The following is a 20966-nucleotide window of genomic DNA, read 5'->3' as shown; positions in this document are numbered from 1 at the left end:
AGTGGTGCGTGCGATCAGGTTCATTGCCTGGTGGAATGGTGTAAACTTTTACCCATACTATTATTATGTATTATTAAGCGCAGGAATTCATCTGATGGATGACATTTATTCCATAGAATCGTTACATAATTGCCTAATTCGCGGTGCGCATCTCACAAATGTGCAACAAAAAGGTAAACCCGGGCATAATGAAAATGACTGGGTCGCGGAAGAGACACCGGTTGCCCTGGTGTACAACGGTATCTCCCATGTGGTGATGATGGCCAGCCCGAAAAACCTCGGCGATTTTGCGGTCGGTTTTTCCCTTTCCGAAGGCATTATTGAATCCGCTGATGAAATCCGCGGGATTGATATTACGGATGCCTGCCACGGCGGATTTGAAGTCCACGTTGAATTATCCGCCCGCCGTTTTGCCGGACTGAAAGAGCGCCGCCGCAATATGGCCGGGCGCACCGGCTGCGGCATCTGCGGCACCGAGCAGATCAGCGAGATTTTCCGCCCGATCACACCGCTGGATTTCACACAGACTTTTTCTCTCAACCATCTCGATGAGGCACTCAGCCAGCTGCCGCAGGTACAGGAAATCGGAAAGCTGACCGGCTGCACTCACGCCGCAGGCTGGATTTCCCCGCAGGGTGAATTACTGGGCGGTTGTGAAGATGTCGGCCGTCATGTGGCGCTGGATAAACTGCTGGGTATGCGGGCAAAAGCACAGTGGACTGATGGCGCGGTGCTGGTATCCAGCCGCGCCAGCTATGAAATGGTGCAGAAAAGTGCGCAGTGCGGCGCGGAAATTCTGTTCGCGGTTTCCGCCCCGACCACGCTGGCAATTGAAACCGCCAAACGCTGCCGCCTGACACTGGCCGGTTTCTGTAAAAAAGGACGGGCCACCATCTATACCCACCCTGAACGGCTGATCCCCTGACTATTCAGCCAGCGGATGATATATCCACAGGTTCGGCTCATGGTAAATGACCCGGTCCGTTTCAGGATCGGCCTGAACCGGTACCAAAGCCCCCGGCACAATGTACTGACCGGCGTGCGGAAAGGCCATGCCGGTCCATTCAGACCAGTTATCAGCGGAGGATGTAATATCCATCGAACGCATAGCCGGTTTGATAATCTGCCCGCCCAGCCGGACATGTGTGCGGATCCACGGGTCAAACGGCTCACCCTGCGGGGTCTGCCACTGACAATATTCCGCGAAATCCTGTAACGGATACTGTGCCTTAAACGTAGGGCGCACCGGAACCACCACGCCCTTCAGCCCGGCTTGTGCAACGGCCGCTTTCAGCGCGGTGATAAGCTGTGCAGGGATACCGCGTCCGCGAAAATCCGGGTCAACGGTCACTGACAGTGCGGATACAAATGTCGGTTTCCGAGTATCGGTTGCCCCCTGCGTCAGCACCGCATCCCAGCCCTCATCCGGCAGATCAGTCAGCGGTGCATCTTCCGGAAAATAAAACGGAATCGCACTCAGAAGCCCGACGACCTGCTCCTCTCCGGCAATGGTTACAACCGCAACCTGCTGAAAAGGCAAGTTTTCCTCACGATAAAGTGCATCCCAGTACTGGTCAGAAACCGGACTGGATAACATAAACAATGGCCATTGTTCCGCAATCAGTGCTTCCGCGCTGTCCAGCAGCGATTCATGACACTGTGCAACACTGAGGATCCGGACTGATGACATGTACTTCTCCGCTAATCAGGGTGATTCCGGTATGTTACCGGTTTTCCGGGCAGAAAACTTAATACAACCTTTATTGCTGATACCTTATTTGTACTTACATCAGCGGTCACGCGACGAAAAATAAAATCCCTTTCCTGTCCGTTTTCCGTCTTTATCCAGAATCTCGTAATACTCTTCCGTCACCACGGACTGCCCTTTATCCCAGCGTCCGGTATCTGACAGATTATCTGCACGGTAAACATCCCCGACTATGCGGTACTGCCGTCCTTTATAACGGATGTGTTTCGTCGCTCCGGGGGAAAACTGGCGCGTAACCTCGGTGTACTGCCCGTTACCGTCACGCCGCAGGCCGATCAGCCGCAGACCTTTTGTTGCCGGGTCATTATTAACCGCACCGGGCACCGGCATAGCCGGTGTCAGGGTAATCACCTCATAACGCTCAGAAAAATCACTTCTCCCGGTTTGCGGCCATGTGGCCGATGCGGATCCGCAGGCCAGCACCGTTAACAGCAAAAATATCAGCGTTTGTTTCATTGTCAGACTATCCGTTCAGCTTAAAACACCGGACAGTATGAAACATAAATACCAAATCAAATGCGATAATAACCATTAATTAAATACATTATTATTACGTTTAAAATCTCTCCATCAATAAAATAAAAAATAATCATCACTTTTAATGATATTTATGAATTAATAACCCGGTTTACCGCACAGAAAAACTCTGAATGTGCATCACATATTTTCATTCTTATATTTGAAATAAATCTGTCACAAAAAATAAAAAATGGTGATTTTTTAATTCGTTATTTAATTAGCATTCTAATCAAATTATTCTCATTGCAAACAAATGATAATAATTCTCATTTACAGAAAATTCATTCTCCTTTATCGTTTATTTGCTTCCGGCAATCATACCGGAAAAAGGCATTTCACTCATCCGGTCATTCATTAAATTACAAGGAGTTTAGTTTATGAATACATTTAATATGAAAACCCCGCTGGCGACACTGGTTACCCTGTGTGCCGCATTCTCCGCGGTACAGGCTCAGGCTGATGCGGGCTATGGATCATCATCTGCCGAAGGCTTAAGTAACTATATATCTGTCGGCGTAACCGCTGCATCAGAGCGTCAGGGGCATCCGTCACCGGGCGGAGAACCGGGAATTGGTTATTCCGGCATGCACAACGGAACCAAAGTCAGCTTTGCCGGACTGCAGGGACCCAACCGTGCAACACCAAACGATAACGGTGTTTCTGTTATCACCTCAACTCCGCAGTCACACCGCAGTATGGGCTCTTTTAATTTTGCCAAAATAGCCGATGCCGATATTTATTACGGTGAATGGGTTTCCGGTACTGATTTCAGCGATGATTCCCATATGGTGTATTACGCCGGGAAAGATATTACCGCCGCCATGCCATCCGAAGGGACGGCACAGTACAGCATTAAAGGACTCAGCGGGTACAGCAGCGGTGAACAGATCAGCGGTACATTCAGTACGGATTTTGATGCCAATACCTTTAGCGGCTCTCTAAGCTCAACCGAGCTCAGCTACAGCCTGAGCGGGGATATCAGTGGTTCAACCTTTGATGGAACCGCATCTGTCAGCACCACCGGTACCGATACCACAGCCGTCAGCGGTACGACCAACGGGCATTTCTTTGGTGACAATGCACAGCAGGTTGCCGGTTATGCTGAGTTCAGCAGTGATAAAGCGAAGAATATCGCGTTCGGCGGAACCAAGTCTTAATTCATTATTGATACATTTCATCAGGAACAGATTATCTGTTCCTGGTGTTTAGCGGATATAAATATGTCATCGCAGATAAAGTTAATTTACGGATTTATTCTTTTTTTATTATTACTTGCTTTTTCATTACCGGTATCTGCAACCATACAAAAAAATAATCATTCAGAGAATGATAATACTGCACGAAATTTATATCTCTCACTAAAGAAAAATAACCTCAAAGCAATTTATCATTACTTATCTGTTTATCAGCAGGAACATCAGGCTGACCCGTTACTGATAATCTTCAGCCAGGCAAAACTGGCCTATTTAAACCAGCGCCCCGGGGTTGCAATCCGGTTATATAACACTATTCTGCAACAGAAACCCCATTTCTTTACCGCACAACTGGAACTGGCCCGCAGCTACCGGGCTGATCGTCAGCTCGGGAACGCCTTGCTTTTGTTCCGGGAACTGAGCCAGCGCCTGCCGGTGACCTCTCCCCACTATCCGGAGATTACCCGCGCCATTACCGAACTCACCCGGGCACTCAGTTGGTCATTACTGCTCAGCGCCGGTAGCCATTACACGGATAACTATTATCAGACTCCACTGCCGAAAACACACTGCCTGCACTACAGCCCCGATGGTTCCTGTTACGCCAGCCTTATTCCGCAGATCCCCCACACCGTCTTACAATGGCGCAGCGACTGGGATCTGCGCAGGCTGACGCCGCTGTCCGGCTCCCATTTTCTGACGCAGCACTACCGGGTATCCACCCGGTATGATGCCGCGAATCAGGCAGCCAATACCTTAACACTGACTGCTAAAACGGGTTATCACTATCAGGATCACCATACTTTATGGCAACTGACTCCGCTGCTGGAGCAGCATTTTTCCGCCGGGCGCCGTTTTTCCTCAGCTTACGGCTTACAAACGTATCTGAATCAGCAACTCAGCCCGGAGTGGTCTCTCGGCGGATTGGCTGCACTTCGACAGCACCGTTATCAGCCTTATCTGCATTCACATAACGGCACTGAATACCAGTTGATACCACAGATAACCTGGCGTCCGCATCCGGCAGCCACGCTGTATTTACAGGCAGAAACCACCGTCCACAAAAAAAATGATCCCTATAAACATTACCAGACGGCTGCCCTGCATACCGGCCTGACCTATCTGTGGCACCCTTTTGTGTCCCAGTCTGTTCATGCCGTTTACACCCGTAAACGTTATCACCATACACATCCGTTACACCGCCAGGCCAGGGAGGATCTCACCCGACAGTACAGTACAACACTCGCGCTCTATCCGCCGTCATTCGCGCAAATTTCACCTCAGCTTTCACTGATCCACACCCGCAACCGCAGCTCTGTCCCATGGCTTTATAGCTACCGGCAGACTGAAATCATGCTGCGTTTTGAACGGCTGTTTTAACCCTTTCTGATTATTTATTTTTTATCATCCGGGAATCGTTATGTCTTCGCATTCACCATTATCTGGTCACCCATATAAAACAATCACACTGCTTCTGCCCGTGTTATTTATCCCGCTGCCGGGACTGGCGGCAGAGGAAAAAGATCAGCACCTGGGCGATATTACGCTCCGTAATGAACAGACCACTGCTGACAGCGCCAAAGATAAAATCTATGACAAAAATGTCTCCACCCTGATCCTCACCAAAGAAGAAATAGAGCGCTATAAAGGCGCCTCTGCCGCCGATATTCTCAAAGGCGCCAACGGGGTATTCAGCGGTGATGCCCGCAACGGCAACGCGCTGGATGTCAATATCCGCGGAATACAGGGGCCGGGCCGTGTACCGGTCACCATCGACGGCACCGAACAGGCCGTGACGGTGTACCGGGGTTATAACGGTGCCAATAACCGTAACTACCTTGACCCGATGCTGATCAGTGAAATTGAGATTGAAAAAGGCCCGTCCCTTAACCCGCTCCTGAAAACGTCGGTAGGCGGCGGTGTTGCCATGAAAACGCTCACTATCAATGACGTGGTGAAAAACGGTGACCAGTTTGGTGCTGCACTGATGCTGGAAAACAGCAGTAACACCACCAAAGCCCGGATACCCAATCTGGGGCTCGGGGAAGATTACCGCCTTGTGGATAATATGCAATTTGATTGGCTTATCATTGACGACCCCGGCACCCATTTAACCCCGGAAAATCGTGATAATGCCCCCACACTGAATAAAAGCGACTACGCCTGGCGTCTGGCAGTGGGTACCCGTCAGGAAAATATGGATCTGCTGCTGGCTTATGCTTACCGCGACCGGGGAAACTATTTTGCCGGTAAACGCCACAGCGAAAACTATAATGATGAAATGTCTGACAGTGATATCGGTATTTTGCAAATGTCGAATATGACTTACGACCCGTATATGCCGTTTGTGTCCCGTATTTACCGCAAGGGTAATGAAGTTCCCAATACATCGGCAAAAACGGAATCCTGGCTGATAAAAAATACCTGGTATCTGAATGATGACCACGCGCTGCAACTCAGCTGGCGCGATACCCGCTCGGATTTCGGCGATATTATGCCTTCCCGGCTGGGCTGGATCCGCGCTGAGGATAATATTATTCCGCAGTGGCCGCTGGCTGACCTGCATGCACAGGCCGGTTATCTTCACCTGAAATCCCAACCGGCACATTTTACCTATATTGATGCAGATATCCTCCTGTGGACCACCCTGACCACCAGCAATACCAACTCCGGCGGCGGCTGGCCGCGTTACCCGAAGAATATGGACTACGGCTATAAACAGGGGGATATCAACACCATCAACCCGGCAATCGATGGAACACTGATTAACACCGCTGCCCTGAATGTACAGAATCAGCGCTACGGGCTGGATTTCAGCAATAAGTTTGCTTTTACCCCGGAACTGTCGGTGACTCTGGCCGCCAATATGCAGTTTGAGCATCTGGACAGTAATACCAGCCTGGAAAACTATAAACTCTTTATGTTCGCTGTTCCCGCCCGTAAAGGCCGCCGCTTTGAATATCAGCAATCCGTCAGCCTGGACTGGCAGCCGGTCTCCTGGCTGTCACTTAGTGCCGGCGGCAGACAAACCGTATACTGGAGTGTGGATGATCTCTCCAATGAGTGCGCCGCCCGCAAAGACCCCTACTGCAAACAAAACTATGAAGTTACCGGTTATTACCTGAATTATTTCCGGAATATGACCGAAATAGAATCACAGGTTTATAAAAAACGGCAGCAGGGTATGTGGCACGAACTGACCCCGGAAGAAAAACAAGCAACATGGGGAAAAATTTTTCAGTCTATATACCCAAAATGGCGTCGTGATTACCTCAACAACCGGAAAGACCGGCCAATGGTACATGAGCAGGCATTCTGGCCGGTGGATACCAGTGACGGACGCCTGAAACAGAAAGACCGGCCGGATATCGATACCGCATTACGGGGTATTGATCCCTATACCGGGCAGGAAACCTATCTCTATGAGTATGGCAGCCTCCCTATTTCGCACGGTGACAGAGAACTTCAGGCAGTCACCCACACCTGGAAAGAAAAACCCCGCCGCCAGGCTAGCGCCTGGACACCGATGCTGTCTGCCTCGGTGCATCTGACTGATGATCTGCGTCTGTATGGCCGCTATGCGGAAACCGTACGTATGCCGAGCCTGTTTGAGGATACTGTCGGGTTTTCCGGTTCCTCTGTCCCGCATATCGGTTACCGTTATAAACCGGAACGTGCGGTAACACGGGAATACGGTGTAGTTTTTAACGGGAAATCACTGCTTCATGCTGACCGCCATGCAGATATCCGGCTGAACTACTTCCATACGGATATCCTCAATGTCTTTGATCGTGATAATTATTTCCGTTTTACACAGATGGATAAGCAGATCCTGAAAGGGATTGAAATCCAGGCCCGTTATGATCATGGCTGGATCTTCAGTGATCTGGGTGTGACCTATAACCTCACCAATAAAGTCTGTGATGAAACATCCCATGCCTTTATGGATCCGACCGGGCTGAAAGATATCCCGTCATGCATTGACGGCGGTTATCCGGGCGGGTTCCTGCGCACCCAAATCCAGCCGCACTACTCTGTGACCTTTAACCTCGGCGGGCGTTTATTGCAGGAGTCATTAGAAATCGGCAGTCGCTGGCTCTACCACAGTGCGGTGGAAAACAGCCAGGAGAAACGTCTGATGACGATTGTCCCTAACCAATACAGCAATTTTAATAACTACCCGATGCGCTGGAATTCGGTACTGACTGTGGATGCTTACGCCAAATATAAAATCACACCGGATGTTGCCCTCGAACTGACGGCCACCAACCTGACCAATGAATATTACCTCGACCCGCTCACCCGTTCGATGATGCCTGCACCGGGCCGGGCCGTAAAATTCAATGTTTCCGCGAGGTTCTGATTTATGTACAGCGCAATAGCATTACCGCATCCGCCTTTCCTGTTTTCCCGGGAAAGAACCGGAACGTGGCAGCAGATGGTTTCTGCTGCTGCGATCGGTGTGTGTTTCTCCGTCGCCGGGCTGCTCATCACGGGCAGCCCCCCGGTGACCGCCCCGCAACAACATCAGATTGATAACCGGGGACAAACCCCGGCGGTTTCCGTTGCCATTCAGATGAGTGCAGCACCGGCATATCAGGAGACAGAGCCGGAGGAGGAACAATTACCACCACCACAGGAATCACCGTCTCAGGCAGAACTGGCAACAGCCCGCCGGAAAACACCGGAGAAAACAACCAAACCGCCATCAGCAAAACCGGCAGTAAACGCTGTGAACAAAAAAACGGAGAAATCAGAACCGATCACCACAAAAACCACCGCGGATACCGGAGAGGATAAAACCACACAGCAGCAGTCCGGCGGACAGGCAGTATCCCCGACAAATTCTGCCACCGCAGGAGCCGATAACCGGAAAGCACAGGAGGATTACTTTAACCTGCTGCGGCAAAAAATTGAGGAGCAAAAACATTACCCCCGCCGGGCCCGCAGCGCCGGGCAGCGGGGGATCAGCACCATTTCCTTTTCTCTCGACGATAACGGCAAACCTTTTGCACCGGTCGTTACCCGCTCTTCCGGTTATGAATTACTGGATAACGCCGCAATGGATGCTGTCATCAGGGTTGCTGCTGTCGGTACGCCGCCGCCGGGTGCAAAACGGAGGGTGACATTCTCATTACGTTTTCAGCTGAACAAGGGTTTTTAACGGCTGAGTATATTCACGACAGTGATTATTTCTTGTGCACACAGAGTTAATAGGTATACTGGTCTACCTACTTATTAGTTACAAGAGATTTTCCGGATGAAGGACACCGACGCAACACAGACCCGGCTCAGTGCCAGAGACCGTTTACTGGAAGCCGCAGGCATCTTATTTTACAACGAGGGCATTGCGGCAACCGGTATTGATACGATCACCAAAAAGGCCGGTGTCGCTAAAAAAAGTCTGTATAACAATTTCAGCTCCAAAGCTGAGTTGGTAACCACTTACATCCGGCTGCGGCATGAAGAATGGCTGGCGTTATATGATGTCCGTCTGCAACAGGCAACAACCCCGGTACAGCGGATCCTGGCGGTATTTGATGCTTATCACGACCATGCTGAGTTTGCCTATGAACGGGGATTCCGGGGATGCGGCCTGCTGAACGCAGCCGCTGAGTTTCCGGCCGGCAGTGAGGAACGTCGCGAAGTGTGTGCTCACAAATCTGAAGTAGCTGATATTATCCGCAAGAACCTTTATCAGTTGCTGCCGGAAGACACCGCGAAAGCAGAGCAACTGACCGCACACCTGGCGTTCTTACTGGAAGGTGCGATTGTACTCGCCGGGCTGGAAGAGCACGGGGCACGGGTATTACAGGCTGCCGCCATGGCAAAAACCATGCTGGAGGCGCTGTGATCCAGACACCCAAAGGCCACTTTGCCGGAATTGCCGTCATTATCCTGGCCTCCTTCTTATGGGGAACCACCGGGGTTTCTGCCACCTTCGCACCGGATGTCAGTCCTGTTGCTATCGGTGCTGCCGCCATGGGTTTCGGCGGGTTGCTCCAGGCCGCGATTGCTATCACACCGATCCGCCGCAGCCTCGGCACTTTCCGGCAGCAATGGCATTTGCTGTTATTGGGTGCCGTTGCTGTTGCCGTATATCCGCTCGCCTTTTACGGCTCAATGCGACTGGCCGGGGTGACTATCGGCACCGTAGTATCGATCGGAACGGCACCGGTTTTATCGGCAATTATTGAAATTATCATGGACGGAGCCCGCATGACACTGCGCTGGTTGAGCGGTGCAGTACTCGGCCTGACAGGTATTGCGCTTCTTTCCCTTTCCGGCGGCACGGAACAGATTGCTGCAGCGGATGCATCCGCCACACTGACAGGTGTCATACTGGGATTACTCGCCGCCTTTACTTATGCGCTTTATTCCTGGGCCGCGCGCCGCCTGATGCAGCGCAACATTCCGTCACGGGCAGCTATGGGCGGTATTTTCGGGATCGGGGGATTACTGCTGATGCCAGTATTAGCACTTTACGGCGCACCATTCCTGGATTCGTGGCAGAACGCCGCAGTCGGCATTTACATGGCTTGTGTACCGATGTTTCTGGGCTATGTCTGTTTCGGTTATGCACTGGCACGTATTCCCGCCAGTACCGCCACCACAATTACACTGCTGGAACCGGTTGTCGCCGCCGCACTCGCCGCCATTATTGTCGGCGAACAACTCACCACCGCCGGCTGGGCCGGAGTCGCACTGATTTTCACCTGTCTGGTCTGTATTACACTACCTGCCCGGCGTAAGGCACAGGCAGTGAATGTGGCTGTCGTTAAACCGAATCAGTGTTAGGGTTTGTCAGCTTACTTCCCGATACAAAAACTCGAGAAAATGCGCCCGAGCAGATCGTCGGAGGTAAATTCACCGGTGATTTCGCTCAGTGCCTGCTGGGCGAGACGCAATTCTTCTGCCAGTAATTCGCCGGAGCGGGCAACCACTAACTGCTCGTGACCGGAGATCAGATGCTCTGCCGCAGTGTTCAGTGCCTGTAAATGACGGCGGCGGGCGAGGAATCCGCCTTCAGTGTTGCCTTCAAATCCCATGGTGGTTTTCAGGTGATCGCGCAGCAAATCAATACCGTGGCCTTCGCGGGCAGAAAGTTTAATCAGCGTATCGCCGTTCCGCTCTGTGATACCGGTGGTTTCCCCGGTGATATCGGTTTTATTGCGGATAATGGTGACCGGGATACCGGCCGGTAAGCGGGACATAAATTCCGGCCAGATTTGCTCCGGGGTCTGTTCATCCACCGTGGTACCGTCCACCATAAACAGGACGCGGTCTGCCTGTGCAATTTCCTGCCAGGCGCGTTCAATACCAATCCGCTCCACTTCATCCCCGGCTTCGCGCAGCCCGGCGGTATCAATGATATGCAGCGGCATACCGTCGATATGAATATGTTCACGCAGCACATCACGGGTGGTTCCGGCAATATCAGTGACAATCGCAGCTTCGCGTCCGGCAAGAGCATTCAGCAGGCTGGATTTTCCGGCATTCGGGCGCCCGGCAATCACCACTTTCATCCCTTCACGCAGCAGGCTGCCCTGACGCGCCTGAGAACGAACCCGTTCCAGGTCAGCAATAACGGTATCGAGTTTGGCTTCAATCACACCATCCGAGAGAAAATCAATTTCCTCATCCGGGAAGTCGATTGCTGCTTCGACATAAATCCGCAGGTTAGTGAGTGCTTCCACCATCTGATGCACTTCCCCGGAGAAAGCGCCCTGTAATGAATTCATCGCCGAACGGGCCGCCTGTTCCGAACTGGCATCAATCAGGTCAGCAATGGCTTCCGCCTGTGCCAGATCCAGTTTGTCATTAAGGAATGCACGCTCTGAAAACTCACCGGGATTGGCGATGCGGATATTATCGATAAGCAGAATACGTTTTAACAATAAATCGAGGATAACCGGTCCGCCGTGCCCCTGGAGTTCCAGCACATCCTCACCGGTAAAGGAGTTCGGGCCGGGGAAGAAAATTGCAATCCCCTGATCCAGCACTTTGCCGGTTTCATCACGGAAAGGCAGATAATCGGCATAACGCGCTTTCGGGAGTTTCCCCAGTACAATCTGAGCCACCTGTGCCGCCTGCGGGCCGGACACACGCAAAATACCGACTCCGCCGCGTCCCGGCGGGGTTGCCTGTGCCACAATGGTATCGGTGCTCTGAATTTCAGCGTTATTCATGACCATGTCTCTCTTTCTCACCGTGTGATAAACAATAAAGGCGGTCAATATGACCGCCTTTAAATAATACTATAAGACCGGCAGAGATTCCCCGCCGGTCACGGGCTTATTTTTTGTCGCGGCTGTGAAGACCGCGTTTTTCCAGGCCGCGATAGATAATCTGCTGCTGGAGGATAGTCACCAGGTTACTGACGATATAGTACAGCACCAGACCTGACGGGAACCACAGGAAGAAGACTGTGAAGATCACCGGCATAAAGGTGAAAATCTTCTGCTGTAACGGGTCGGTGACCGCTGTCGGAGACAGTTTCTGGATCACAAACATCGTTGCACCCATCAGAATCGGCAGGATGTAGTACGGATCCTGTGCGGATAAGTCATGGATCCAGCCGATAAACGGCGCGTGACGCAGTTCCACTGAGCCCATCAGCATGTAATACAGTGCCAGGAAGATAGGCATCTGGATGATCAGCGGTAAGCAGCCACCCAGCGGGTTCACTTTCTCTTCTTTGTACAGCGCCATCATTTCCTGACTCATGCGCTGTTTATCATCACCGATGCGCTCACGCATTGCTTTCAGCTTCGGCTGAAGCATACGCATTTTCGCCATTGAGGTGTATTGCGCACGGGTCAGCGGATACATGATACCGCGGACGATAAAGGTGATAACGATGATGGAGAAGCCCCAGTTACCGATGAAGCTGTGGATAAACTTCAGTAACTTGAACAGCGGCTGAGAAATGAACCATAACCAGCCGTAATCAACGGTTAAGTCCAGATGCGGTGCCACGGCTTCCATTTCGTTCTGCAGTTCCGGTCCGACCCACAGTGTTGCGTTATATTTCGCTTCGCTGTTTGCCCCGATACGGATTGCATCACTCTTATAGCCGATGAATGCATCGCCGGTTTTGGCACTGTACAGCGTATAGAAGTTATTGGTGGTGCCTTTCTCAGGAACCCACGCTGTCGCAAAATACTGCTGTAACATCGCTACCCAGCCAACATTGCTGTTGATGTTCAGTGGTTTATCTTCGATATCACTGAAGCTGTATTTTTTGTAGTTAGTGTCTTCAGACGAGTACGCCGCACCACGGTAGGTATGCAGCGCAAAGTTGCTGCTGCCGTTGTTAAGACGTTCCGGTAAATTCACAGATTGTTTTAACTGACCGAAAAACGCCATTTCCAGCGGAGCTGAGGTGTCGTTTTTGATGGTGTAATCAACACTGATGGCATAATCTTTGCGCTTCAGGGTATAGGTTTTCACATACGTGACACCATCCAGAACGAAAGTCAGAGGAACACGCAGTTCATCCTGGCCTTCCGCCAGCACAAATGTATCGCTTTCAGTGGTATACAGCGGGCGATCTTTGTAATTATTCGGGTTATCCGGACCATTCACACCGGTTAAACCACTGATTGCCTGGTAGGCAAATTCAGGAGTTGTTTCCAGTAAACGGAACGGATCTGCGGATTTTAAGGTTGCCGGGTAAGCCAAAAGGTCAGCTTCATCAATATCACCGCCGCGCAGATTGATGTTCAGTGACAGCACATCTGTTTTGACCGTAATATATTTGTTCTGCCCGCTGCTTTCACCACTTGGCGTTGTCGTCTGCTGCGTTGCCTGAGTAGCCGCGTTAAGTGCTTGTGTCTTATCACTTTCCCACGTCTGCCATGCAAAGAAGGATACGAGTAGCAAAGCGATGAATAGAAGATTACGTTGCGAATCCATCGTTAATGTTCTCTGTTATCATCATTTTTAGGTGGGACAGGATCATCACCACCTTCGTGTAAAGGGTGGCATTTTAATACGCGTTTCACCGTTAACCAACCGCCTTTTATCATACCAAACCTGCGCAATGCCTCAATTCCGTATTGCGAGCATGTTGGTGTGAAGCGGCAACGTGGTCCCAGCAGCGGACTTATCACCAGCTGGTAACCTCTGATTAACAGGATCAGGAAGCGTGCGCCAAGCGACTGTGACGACGCCATAACTTACCCAATGCTTCCGTAATCTCGCGATTACTCAACTCCGATACCCCTTTTCTTACCAGAAGCACGAAATCCATATCGGGCAACTCATGTTGGTGCAGACGAAAGTATTCACGCGCTAACCGTTTAATGCGATTGCGCTCATGAGCCCGTTTAACGTTTTTTTTAGCGACGGTAAGACCAATGCGGGGATGTTCCAGCTCATTACGGCGTCCCAGAAGTGTTATTTCAGGAGTACTTGCCCGTTGTGGTTGCCGGAAGACAAAGTTGAAATGCTCGGGAGTTAACAAACGTAACTCCCTCGGAAAAGCGAGCTTAACCACGTATGGTTAGCTTTATTACTTAGAAACGGTCAGACGAGCGCGGCCTTTAGCACGACGGCGAGCCAGAACCTGACGACCATTTTTAGTGGCCATACGAGCGCGGAAACCATGGGAACGGTTACGCTTCAGTACGGACGGTTGAAAAGTGCGTTTCATAGCGGTTTCTACCTAAACTTTAAATTATTACTGATTCAGTAAACGCATCGGCAAACAGTAAATTCAGCGGCGGATTCTCATCTTTCTGCTGAAAGGGTCATCACGGAAAGTGGCTGACCTCTGTGCCTTATCGCAACATCAATATGGAAAGATGCGAGATTGTAATAAAATCCGGGCCTGTCCGTCAATCAAAGATGGCGCGATAACACAGATTTCTGCACATAATTGCATTTACCCATAACCTGCCTGCACACATCACCGCATCAAGACACAGATAACGCGCACAGGGTGCAAGATTATACGGACTCCCCGGCAAAGCGCAAGGATCGATCCGCGATCCGTGAATATTCGATCGCGCGCCTGATCCTGAATGCGTTTTTTCAGCCTGAAGATAATTCACCAAAACTTATCCCCAAACGGGATTTTCCCGCTGTATTCTCCTGCCCGGATTCGTTATACTCCGGCCTGAATCCCGCTCCGGACGGGCTGACAGCCCCTGTGGATAAAAACCCGGAAAACTGTGTAAAAGGATGAGGATCTTGTCCCGCTTTTGCGATATGATCCGTCGTCACGATCATTTTCACCCGTGCGGTGATCGCCGGTGCAGGGAATGATCGTCCATAACACAGCCCCACTTTTGTACACTGACGTGTCCGTTGAAACATGCAGAGGACAATTCGTCTGTATGTGCTGTGTCTGCGTGAAAAATCTTATTCTGTTTCTTTGACTGGTCTTGTTTAGGGGAGTTCACCGTGTCTCTTTCGCTTTGGCAGCAATGTCTTGCCCGTTTGCAGGATGAATTACCTGCCACAGAATTCAGTATGTGGATACGCCCCCTTCAGGCTGAGCTGAGTGATGACACTCTGGCGCTCTATGCCCCAAACCGGTTTGTGCTCGACTGGGTACGGGAGAAGTACATTAATAACATTAATGCGCTCCTGTCCGATTTCTGCGGCAACGAAATTCCGCAACTGCGCTTTGAGGTCGGTAATAAGCCGGCCGGCGCTGTCAGCACACCGGAAAGAAGTATTCCCCCGTCACGGACGATGAAACAGCCGCCTTCGCGGGAAAAAGCCCCCGCACTGCGCCCGAGCTGGCATGATAACAGCGCGGAACCGGATGTGGCTTACCGTTCCAACGTTAACCCGAAACACACCTTTGACAGCTTTGTGGAAGGTAAATCGAACCAGCTGGCGCGCGCAGCCGCCCGTCAGGTGGCGGATAACCCGGGTGGCGCATACAACCCGCTGTTCTTATACGGCGGAACCGGTCTGGGTAAGACCCACTTATTACATGCCGTCGGCAACAGCATTATGGAAAGCAAAGCCAACGCCAAAGTGGTCTATATGCACTCAGAACGTTTTGTGCAGGATATGGTCAAAGCCTTACAGAACAACGCGATTGAAGAGTTCAAACGTTACTACCGTTCTGTCGATGCCTTACTGATAGATGATATTCAGTTCTTTGCTAACAAAGAGCGTTCTCAGGAAGAATTTTTTCATACCTTCAATGCCTTACTCGAAGGTAATCAGCAGATAATCCTGACCTCCGACCGCTACCCGAAAGAAATTAACGGGGTGGAAGATCGCCTGAAATCGCGGTTCGGCTGGGGATTAACCGTTGCCATTGAACCGCCGGAACTGGAAACGCGGGTCGCCATCCTGATGAAAAAAGCCGATGAAAACAACATCCGCCTGCCGGATGAAGTGGCTTTCTTTATTGCGAAACGTCTGCGCTCCAATGTCCGTGAACTGGAAGGTGCACTGAACCGGGTGATTGCCAACGCCAACTTTACCGGGCGGGCGATTACCATCGATTTTGTGCGTGAAGCACTGCGGGATCTGTTAGCACTGCAGGAGAAACTGGTCACCATCGATAATATTCAGAAAACTGTTGCTGAGTATTATAAAATTAAGGTGGCTGATCTGCTCTCCAAACGCCGTTCGCGCTCTGTCGCCCGGCCGCGCCAGATGGCGATGGCACTGGCAAAAGAGCTGACAAACCACAGTTTGCCAGAAATCGGGGATGCTTTTGGCGGCCGTGACCACACGACCGTTCTGCACGCCTGCCGTAAGATCGAGCAGCTGCGTGAGGAAAGCCACGACATCAAAGAAGATTTTTCTAACTTAATCCGGACATTATCATCATAGCGCTATGAAATTTATCATTGAACGTGAGCAATTGTTAAAACCCTTACAACAGGTCAGCAGTCCGTTGGGCGGTCGCCCGACCCTACCGATTCTGGGTAACTTACTGCTGAAAGTCTCTGATGGCGTACTGCATCTCACAGGGACAGACCTTGAGATGGAAATGATGGCCGCCGTTCCGCTGGACCAGCCGCATGAAAACGGCGAAACCACGGTACCGGCCCGGAAGTTCCTGGATATCTGGCGGGGTCTGCCGGACGGCGCGCAAATCAGTGTTGAGCTTGACGGTGACCGTCTTCTGGTCCGCTCCGGGCGCAGCCGCTTCTCGCTGTCCACTTTACCGGCCTCGGATTTCCCGAATCTGGATGACTGGCAGAGTGATGTCACTTTCTCTCTGCCGCAGGCAACATTGAAACGCCTGATTGAATCCACCCAGTTCTCCATGGCACATCAGGATGTCCGCTATTACTTAAACGGCATGCTGTTTGAAACCAGCGGCTCTGTGCTGCGTACTGTCGCCACAGACGGGCACCGCCTGGCGGTCTGCTCGCTGGATATCGGACAGGAACTGCCGGACCATTCGGTGATCGTGCCGCGTAAAGGGGTTATCGAACTGATGCGCCTGCTCGACGGCGGCGATGCCCTGCTGAAACTCGAAATCGGCAGCAACAACATCCGCGCCCATGTCGGCGGGTTTATTTTCACCTCCAAACTGGTGGATGGCCGCTTCCCGGACTACCGCCGTGTCCTGCCGAAGAACCCGGACAAAACGCTGACGGCAAATTGTGATATGCTGAAGCAGGCTTTTTCCCGTGCGGCGATTTTATCGAACGAGAAATTCCGCGGCGTGCGGATTTACCTGAGCAACAATCAGCTCAGAATTACCGCCAATAACCCGGAGCAGGAAGAAGCCGAAGAGATCGTGGATGTCACCTATGACGGAACGGACATGGAAATCGGGTTCAACGTCAGCTATGTCCTTGATGTTCTTAACACACTGAAATGCGAAGATGTCTCGGTGAAACTGACCGATGCCACCTCCAGCGTGCAGATTGAAGATGACGCCAGTGATGCAGCCGCTTACGTTGTGATGCCGATGCGCCTGTAACACGATGATCCTCTCGCGTTTACTTATCCGTGATTTTCGCAATATCGAAAATGCGGATTTACCGCTGGCCACCGGGTTTAACTTTCTGGTCGGCCCGAACGGCAGCGGTAAAACCAGTGTTCTGGAAGCCATTTACACACTCGGCCACGGCCGGGCATTCCGCTCAGTACAGGCGGGGCGTGTTATCCGCCATGATAACGACGAATTTATCCTGCACGGCAAACTCGGGCAGGAACAGACAGACCGGGCCACCAGCGTCGGCCTGAGTAAAAACCGCCAGGGTGACAGCAAGGTCCGCATTGACGGCACTGACGGCCATAAAATTGCCGAGCTGGCAAAATTACTGCCGATGCAGCTTATCACCCCGGAAGGCTTTACCCTGCTCAACGGCGGGCCGAAATTCCGCCGGGCTTATATTGACTGGGGCTGTTTCCACAATGAACCGCAATTTTTTGCGCTGTGGAGTGATTTAAAACGTCTGGTGAGACAGCGCAATGCCGCCCTCCGCCAGGTATCGAATTACGGTCAGATCCGCCACTGGGATCAGCAGCTGATTCCGGTTGCTGAGCAGGTCAGTCAGTGGCGGGAGAATTATGTGACAGCGATTGCTCAGGATATTGAGCAGACCTGTCAGCAGTTTTTACCTGAATTTTCGCTGAGTGTCTCTTTCCAGCGCGGATGGGATAAAGAGACCGATTATTCAGAGCTTCTGCAGCGCCAGTTTGAACGGGACCGCGCACTGACCTACACCGCCTCCGGCCCGCATAAAGCGGATTTACGGATCAGAGCGGACGGGGTGCCGGTGGAAGATTTACTTTCACGTGGTCAGTTAAAACTGCTGATGTGCGCGCTGCGGTTAGCACAGGGTGAATATTTCACCCGTCAGAGCGGGCAGCAATGCCTGTATCTGCTTGATGATTTTGCCTCCGAACTGGATGCCGGGCGCCGTCTTTTACTGGCTCACCGGCTGAAAGCCACACAGGCACAGGTTTTTGTCAGTGCCATCACCCCTGAACAGGTCAGTGATATGGCGGATGAAAACAGTCGCCTCTTTGTCGTGGAAAAAGGTAAAATACAGGTTCAATAATCAGGATTAGATGAGCGGGAAACGTTGATGTCGAATACCTATGACTCCTCAAGTATCAAAGTATTAAAAGGGCTGGACGCGGTGCGTAAACGCCCGGGAATGTACATTGGTGATACCGATGACGGAACCGGTTTACACCACATGGTCTTCGAGGTTGTTGACAACGCTATCGACGAAGCCCTCGCCGGTTACTGTAAAGACATCATTGTGACCATTCACAATGATAATTCAGTCTCCGTACAGGATGACGGTCGCGGTATCCCGACCGGGATCCATGAAGAAGAAGGCGTCTCCGCCGCAGAAGTTATCATGACTGTTCTGCACGCCGGCGGGAAGTTCGATGATAACTCCTATAAAGTCTCAGGCGGCCTGCACGGCGTCGGGGTCTCTGTTGTTAACGCCCTGTCTGAAAAACTGGAACTGGTTATCCGCCGTGACGGCAAAGTTCACGAGCAGATTTACCGCCACGGTGAACCGCAGGATCGCCTGACTGTTGTCGGCGAAACCGATAAAACCGGGACACGCGTGCGTTTCTGGCCAAGCATGGACACCTTCAAAGGCGAGACTGAATTCCAGTACGACATTCTGGCAAAACGCCTGCGCGAACTCTCCTTCCTGAACTCCGGTGTATCGATCCGTCTGATCGATAAACGCGACGGCAAAGAAGATCACTTCCACTACGAAGGCGGTATCAAAGCGTTCGTGGAATATTTAAGCCGCGCCAAAACTTCGATTCATAACAACGTTTTCTATTTCTCCACTGAGAAAGACGATATCGGCGTGGAAATCTCCATGCAGTGGAATGACTCCTTCCAGGAAAACGTATACTGCTTCACCAACAACATTCCGCAGCGCGACGGTGGTGCTCACCTCGCCGGTTTCCGCGCCGCCATGACCCGTACCCTCAACAGCTATATTGAGAAAGAAGGGCTGAATAAAAAATCCAAAGTCAGCACCACCGGGGATGATGCCCGTGAAGGGCTGGTGGCGGTAATTTCCGTCAAAGTGCCGGATCCGAAATTCTCCTCTCAGACTAAAGACAAGCTGGTCTCTTCCGAAGTGAAAACGGCGGTTGAAACCCTGATGAACGAAAAGCTGTCTGAATATCTGGATGAAAACCCGAACGACACCAAAATCATTGTCGGCAAAATTATTGATGCCGCACGCGCCCGTGAAGCTGCACGCCGTGCCCGTGAAATGACCCGCCGTAAAGGCGCGCTGGATTTAGCCGGTCTGCCGGGTAAACTGGCGGATTGTCAGGAACGCGACCCGGCCTTCTCCGAACTGTACTTAGTGGAAGGGGACTCTGCGGGCGGCTCTGCAAAACAGGGGCGTAACCGTAAGAACCAGGCTATCCTGCCGCTGAAAGGTAAAATCCTGAACGTTGAGAAGGCGCGTTTTGATAAAATGCTGGCTTCTCAGGAAGTTGCCACCCTGATCACCGCACTCGGCTGCGGTATCGGCCGCGACGAATACAACCCGGACAAACTGCGCTATCACAGCATCATCATCATGACCGATGCCGACGTCGATGGTTCACACATCCGTACCCTGTTACTGACTTTCTTCTACCGTCAGATGCCGGAAATCATTGAGCGCGGTTATGTGTATATCGCACAGCCGCCGCTGTATAAAGTGAAAAAAGGCAAGCAGGAACAGTATATTAAAGATGACGAAGCGATGGAGCAGTATCAGGTCTCTATCGCACTGGATGGCGCGGCACTGTATGTAAACGAAAATGCAGCTCCGATTCAGGGCGAACATCTGGAAAAACTGCTGCACGAATACAACGGCGCACACAAAATTATCCGCCGTTTAGAGCGTCTCTATCCGCTGGCACTGTTAAACAGCCTGGTCTACCAGCCGAAACTGGAAGAATCCGCACTGCTGAACAAAACCGAGGTGGAAGCCTGGGCACAGAGCCTGACAGAGCGCCTGACCCGTCATGAAGAGCACGGCAGCACCTACAGCTACCGTATTGCGGAAAACAAAGAGCGCCAGCTGTTTGAGCCGGTACTGACTATCCGTACCCACGGTGTGGATACTGACTACAATCTGGATTTCGATTTTGTTCACGGCAGCGAATATGCCCGTATCTCCAAACTGGGTGAGCTTATCCGTGGTCTGATTGAAGAAGGTGCTTATGTTGTCCGTGGTGAACGCCGTCAGAACGTCAGCAACTTTGAGCAGGCACTGGACTGGCTGATGAAAGAATCACGCCGTGGTCTGGCTGTACAGCGCTATAAAGGGCTGGGTGAAATGAACCCGGAACAGCTGTGGGAAACCACCATGAACCCGGAAACCCGCCGTATGTTGCAGGTCACGGTAAAAGATGCAATTGCAACGGATCAGTTATTCACCACACTGATGGGTGATGATGTTGAACCGCGCCGTGCCTTTATCGAAGAGAATGCCCTGAAAGCGGCAAACATCGACGTATAATTTTTTCCTCTCTCTGAGACCCCATAAAGCCCGGTTTTCCGGGCT

18 protein-coding genes are annotated in these 20966 nt (G+C 51.6%); 11 read left to right on the top strand and 7 right to left on the bottom strand.

Annotation, left to right across the window (positions count from 1 at the left end; genetic code table 11):
- Positions 1-94: 94 nt before the first annotated feature.
- On the top strand, positions 95-925 hold the full coding sequence (gene fdhD / locus HMPREF3119_RS06340) for a formate dehydrogenase accessory sulfurtransferase FdhD (protein ID WP_036417465.1): 831 nt from the start codon (positions 95-97) through the stop codon (positions 923-925).
- Here fdhD and HMPREF3119_RS06335 read toward each other — a convergent pair whose 3' ends face one another.
- Complete coding sequence (locus HMPREF3119_RS06335) at positions 926-1690, bottom strand: GNAT family N-acetyltransferase (protein WP_062773473.1); 765 nt, start codon at positions 1688-1690, stop codon at positions 926-928.
- A 99-nt stretch (positions 1691-1789) separates the two neighbouring features.
- On the bottom strand, positions 1790-2224 hold the full coding sequence (gene umoA / locus HMPREF3119_RS06330) for a UmoA family flagellar biogenesis regulator (protein WP_004236700.1): 435 nt from the start codon (positions 2222-2224) through the stop codon (positions 1790-1792).
- Between the two features lie 440 nt (positions 2225-2664).
- On the opposite strand from umoA, the gene HMPREF3119_RS06325 reads away from it, so the two are divergent.
- The 6 genes from HMPREF3119_RS06325 (at position 2665) to HMPREF3119_RS06300 (ending at position 10278) form a co-directional block, all read left to right on the top strand.
- Positions 2665-3444: a Slam-dependent surface lipoprotein gene (locus HMPREF3119_RS06325; protein WP_004236701.1), complete on the top strand. Its 780-nt coding sequence runs from the start codon at positions 2665-2667 to the stop codon at positions 3442-3444.
- Positions 3445-3507: 63 nt separating this feature from the next.
- Positions 3508-4860: a surface lipoprotein assembly modifier gene (locus HMPREF3119_RS06320; RefSeq protein ID WP_004236703.1), complete on the top strand. Its 1353-nt coding sequence runs from the start codon at positions 3508-3510 to the stop codon at positions 4858-4860.
- 40 nt (positions 4861-4900) lie between these two features.
- Positions 4901-7843 carry a TonB-dependent receptor domain-containing protein gene (locus tag HMPREF3119_RS06315; protein ID WP_070578998.1) on the top strand — a complete coding sequence of 981 codons (2943 nt, stop codon included), beginning with the start codon at positions 4901-4903 and terminating at the stop codon, positions 7841-7843.
- 3 nt (positions 7844-7846) lie between these two features.
- Positions 7847-8644 carry an energy transducer TonB gene (locus HMPREF3119_RS06310; RefSeq protein ID WP_064483652.1) on the top strand — a complete coding sequence of 266 codons (798 nt, stop codon included), beginning with the start codon at positions 7847-7849 and terminating at the stop codon, positions 8642-8644.
- A 96-nt stretch (positions 8645-8740) separates the two neighbouring features.
- On the top strand, positions 8741-9334 hold the full coding sequence (locus HMPREF3119_RS06305) for a TetR/AcrR family transcriptional regulator (RefSeq protein WP_004236707.1): 594 nt from the start codon (positions 8741-8743) through the stop codon (positions 9332-9334).
- Positions 9331-10278, top strand: a complete 948-nt coding sequence (locus HMPREF3119_RS06300) for a DMT family transporter (RefSeq protein ID WP_032098052.1) — start codon at positions 9331-9333, stop codon at positions 10276-10278. The genes HMPREF3119_RS06305 and HMPREF3119_RS06300 overlap by 4 nt, the downstream gene beginning before the upstream one ends.
- Before the next feature lie 11 nt (positions 10279-10289).
- Here HMPREF3119_RS06300 and mnmE read toward each other — a convergent pair whose 3' ends face one another.
- The 5 genes from mnmE to rpmH form a co-directional block, all read right to left on the bottom strand.
- Entirely contained in the window at positions 10290-11654 is a 1365-nt protein-coding gene (mnmE, locus tag HMPREF3119_RS06295; RefSeq protein ID WP_024473709.1) for a tRNA uridine-5-carboxymethylaminomethyl(34) synthesis GTPase MnmE, read from the bottom strand.
- A gap of 121 nt (positions 11655-11775) precedes the next feature.
- Entirely contained in the window at positions 11776-13398 is a 1623-nt protein-coding gene (gene yidC / locus HMPREF3119_RS06290) for a membrane protein insertase YidC (protein ID WP_015422369.1), read from the bottom strand.
- A 2-nt stretch (positions 13399-13400) separates the two neighbouring features.
- Positions 13401-13658, bottom strand: coding sequence for a membrane protein insertion efficiency factor YidD (yidD, locus tag HMPREF3119_RS18740; RefSeq protein WP_015422368.1), 258 nt, complete (start codon positions 13656-13658; stop codon positions 13401-13403).
- Positions 13622-13981: a ribonuclease P protein component gene (gene rnpA / locus HMPREF3119_RS18735; protein WP_071592722.1), complete on the bottom strand. Its 360-nt coding sequence runs from the start codon at positions 13979-13981 to the stop codon at positions 13622-13624. Before rnpA ends, yidD begins: the two co-directional genes overlap by 37 nt.
- Positions 13982-13996: 15 nt before the next feature.
- Complete coding sequence (gene rpmH, locus HMPREF3119_RS18730; RefSeq protein WP_000831330.1) at positions 13997-14137, bottom strand: 50S ribosomal protein L34; 141 nt, start codon at positions 14135-14137, stop codon at positions 13997-13999.
- A 752-nt stretch (positions 14138-14889) separates the two neighbouring features.
- Here rpmH and dnaA point away from each other — a divergent pair.
- From dnaA to gyrB, 4 genes are read left to right on the top strand one after another with little or no spacing between them, the layout of a single operon-like run.
- Positions 14890-16287: a chromosomal replication initiator protein DnaA gene (gene dnaA, locus HMPREF3119_RS06280; RefSeq protein ID WP_015422366.1), complete on the top strand. Its 1398-nt coding sequence runs from the start codon at positions 14890-14892 to the stop codon at positions 16285-16287.
- A gap of 4 nt (positions 16288-16291) precedes the next feature.
- Entirely contained in the window at positions 16292-17392 is a 1101-nt protein-coding gene (dnaN, locus tag HMPREF3119_RS06275; protein WP_004236713.1) for a DNA polymerase III subunit beta, read from the top strand.
- 4 nt (positions 17393-17396) lie between these two features.
- Positions 17397-18479, top strand: a complete 1083-nt coding sequence (recF, locus tag HMPREF3119_RS06270; protein WP_004236714.1) for a DNA replication/repair protein RecF — start codon at positions 17397-17399, stop codon at positions 18477-18479.
- Positions 18480-18506: 27 nt separating this feature from the next.
- Positions 18507-20921, top strand: coding sequence for a DNA topoisomerase (ATP-hydrolyzing) subunit B (gene gyrB, locus HMPREF3119_RS06265; RefSeq protein WP_004236715.1), 2415 nt, complete (start codon positions 18507-18509; stop codon positions 20919-20921).
- Positions 20922-20966 lie beyond the last annotated feature (45 nt).

Source organism: Morganella sp. HMSC11D09 (genome assembly GCF_001807955.1).
Lineage (GTDB): Bacteria > Pseudomonadota > Gammaproteobacteria > Enterobacterales > Enterobacteriaceae > Morganella > Morganella morganii.
Note: the sequence above shows the minus strand (reverse complement) of the source record. Positions and strands in the feature narration are given on the sequence as shown.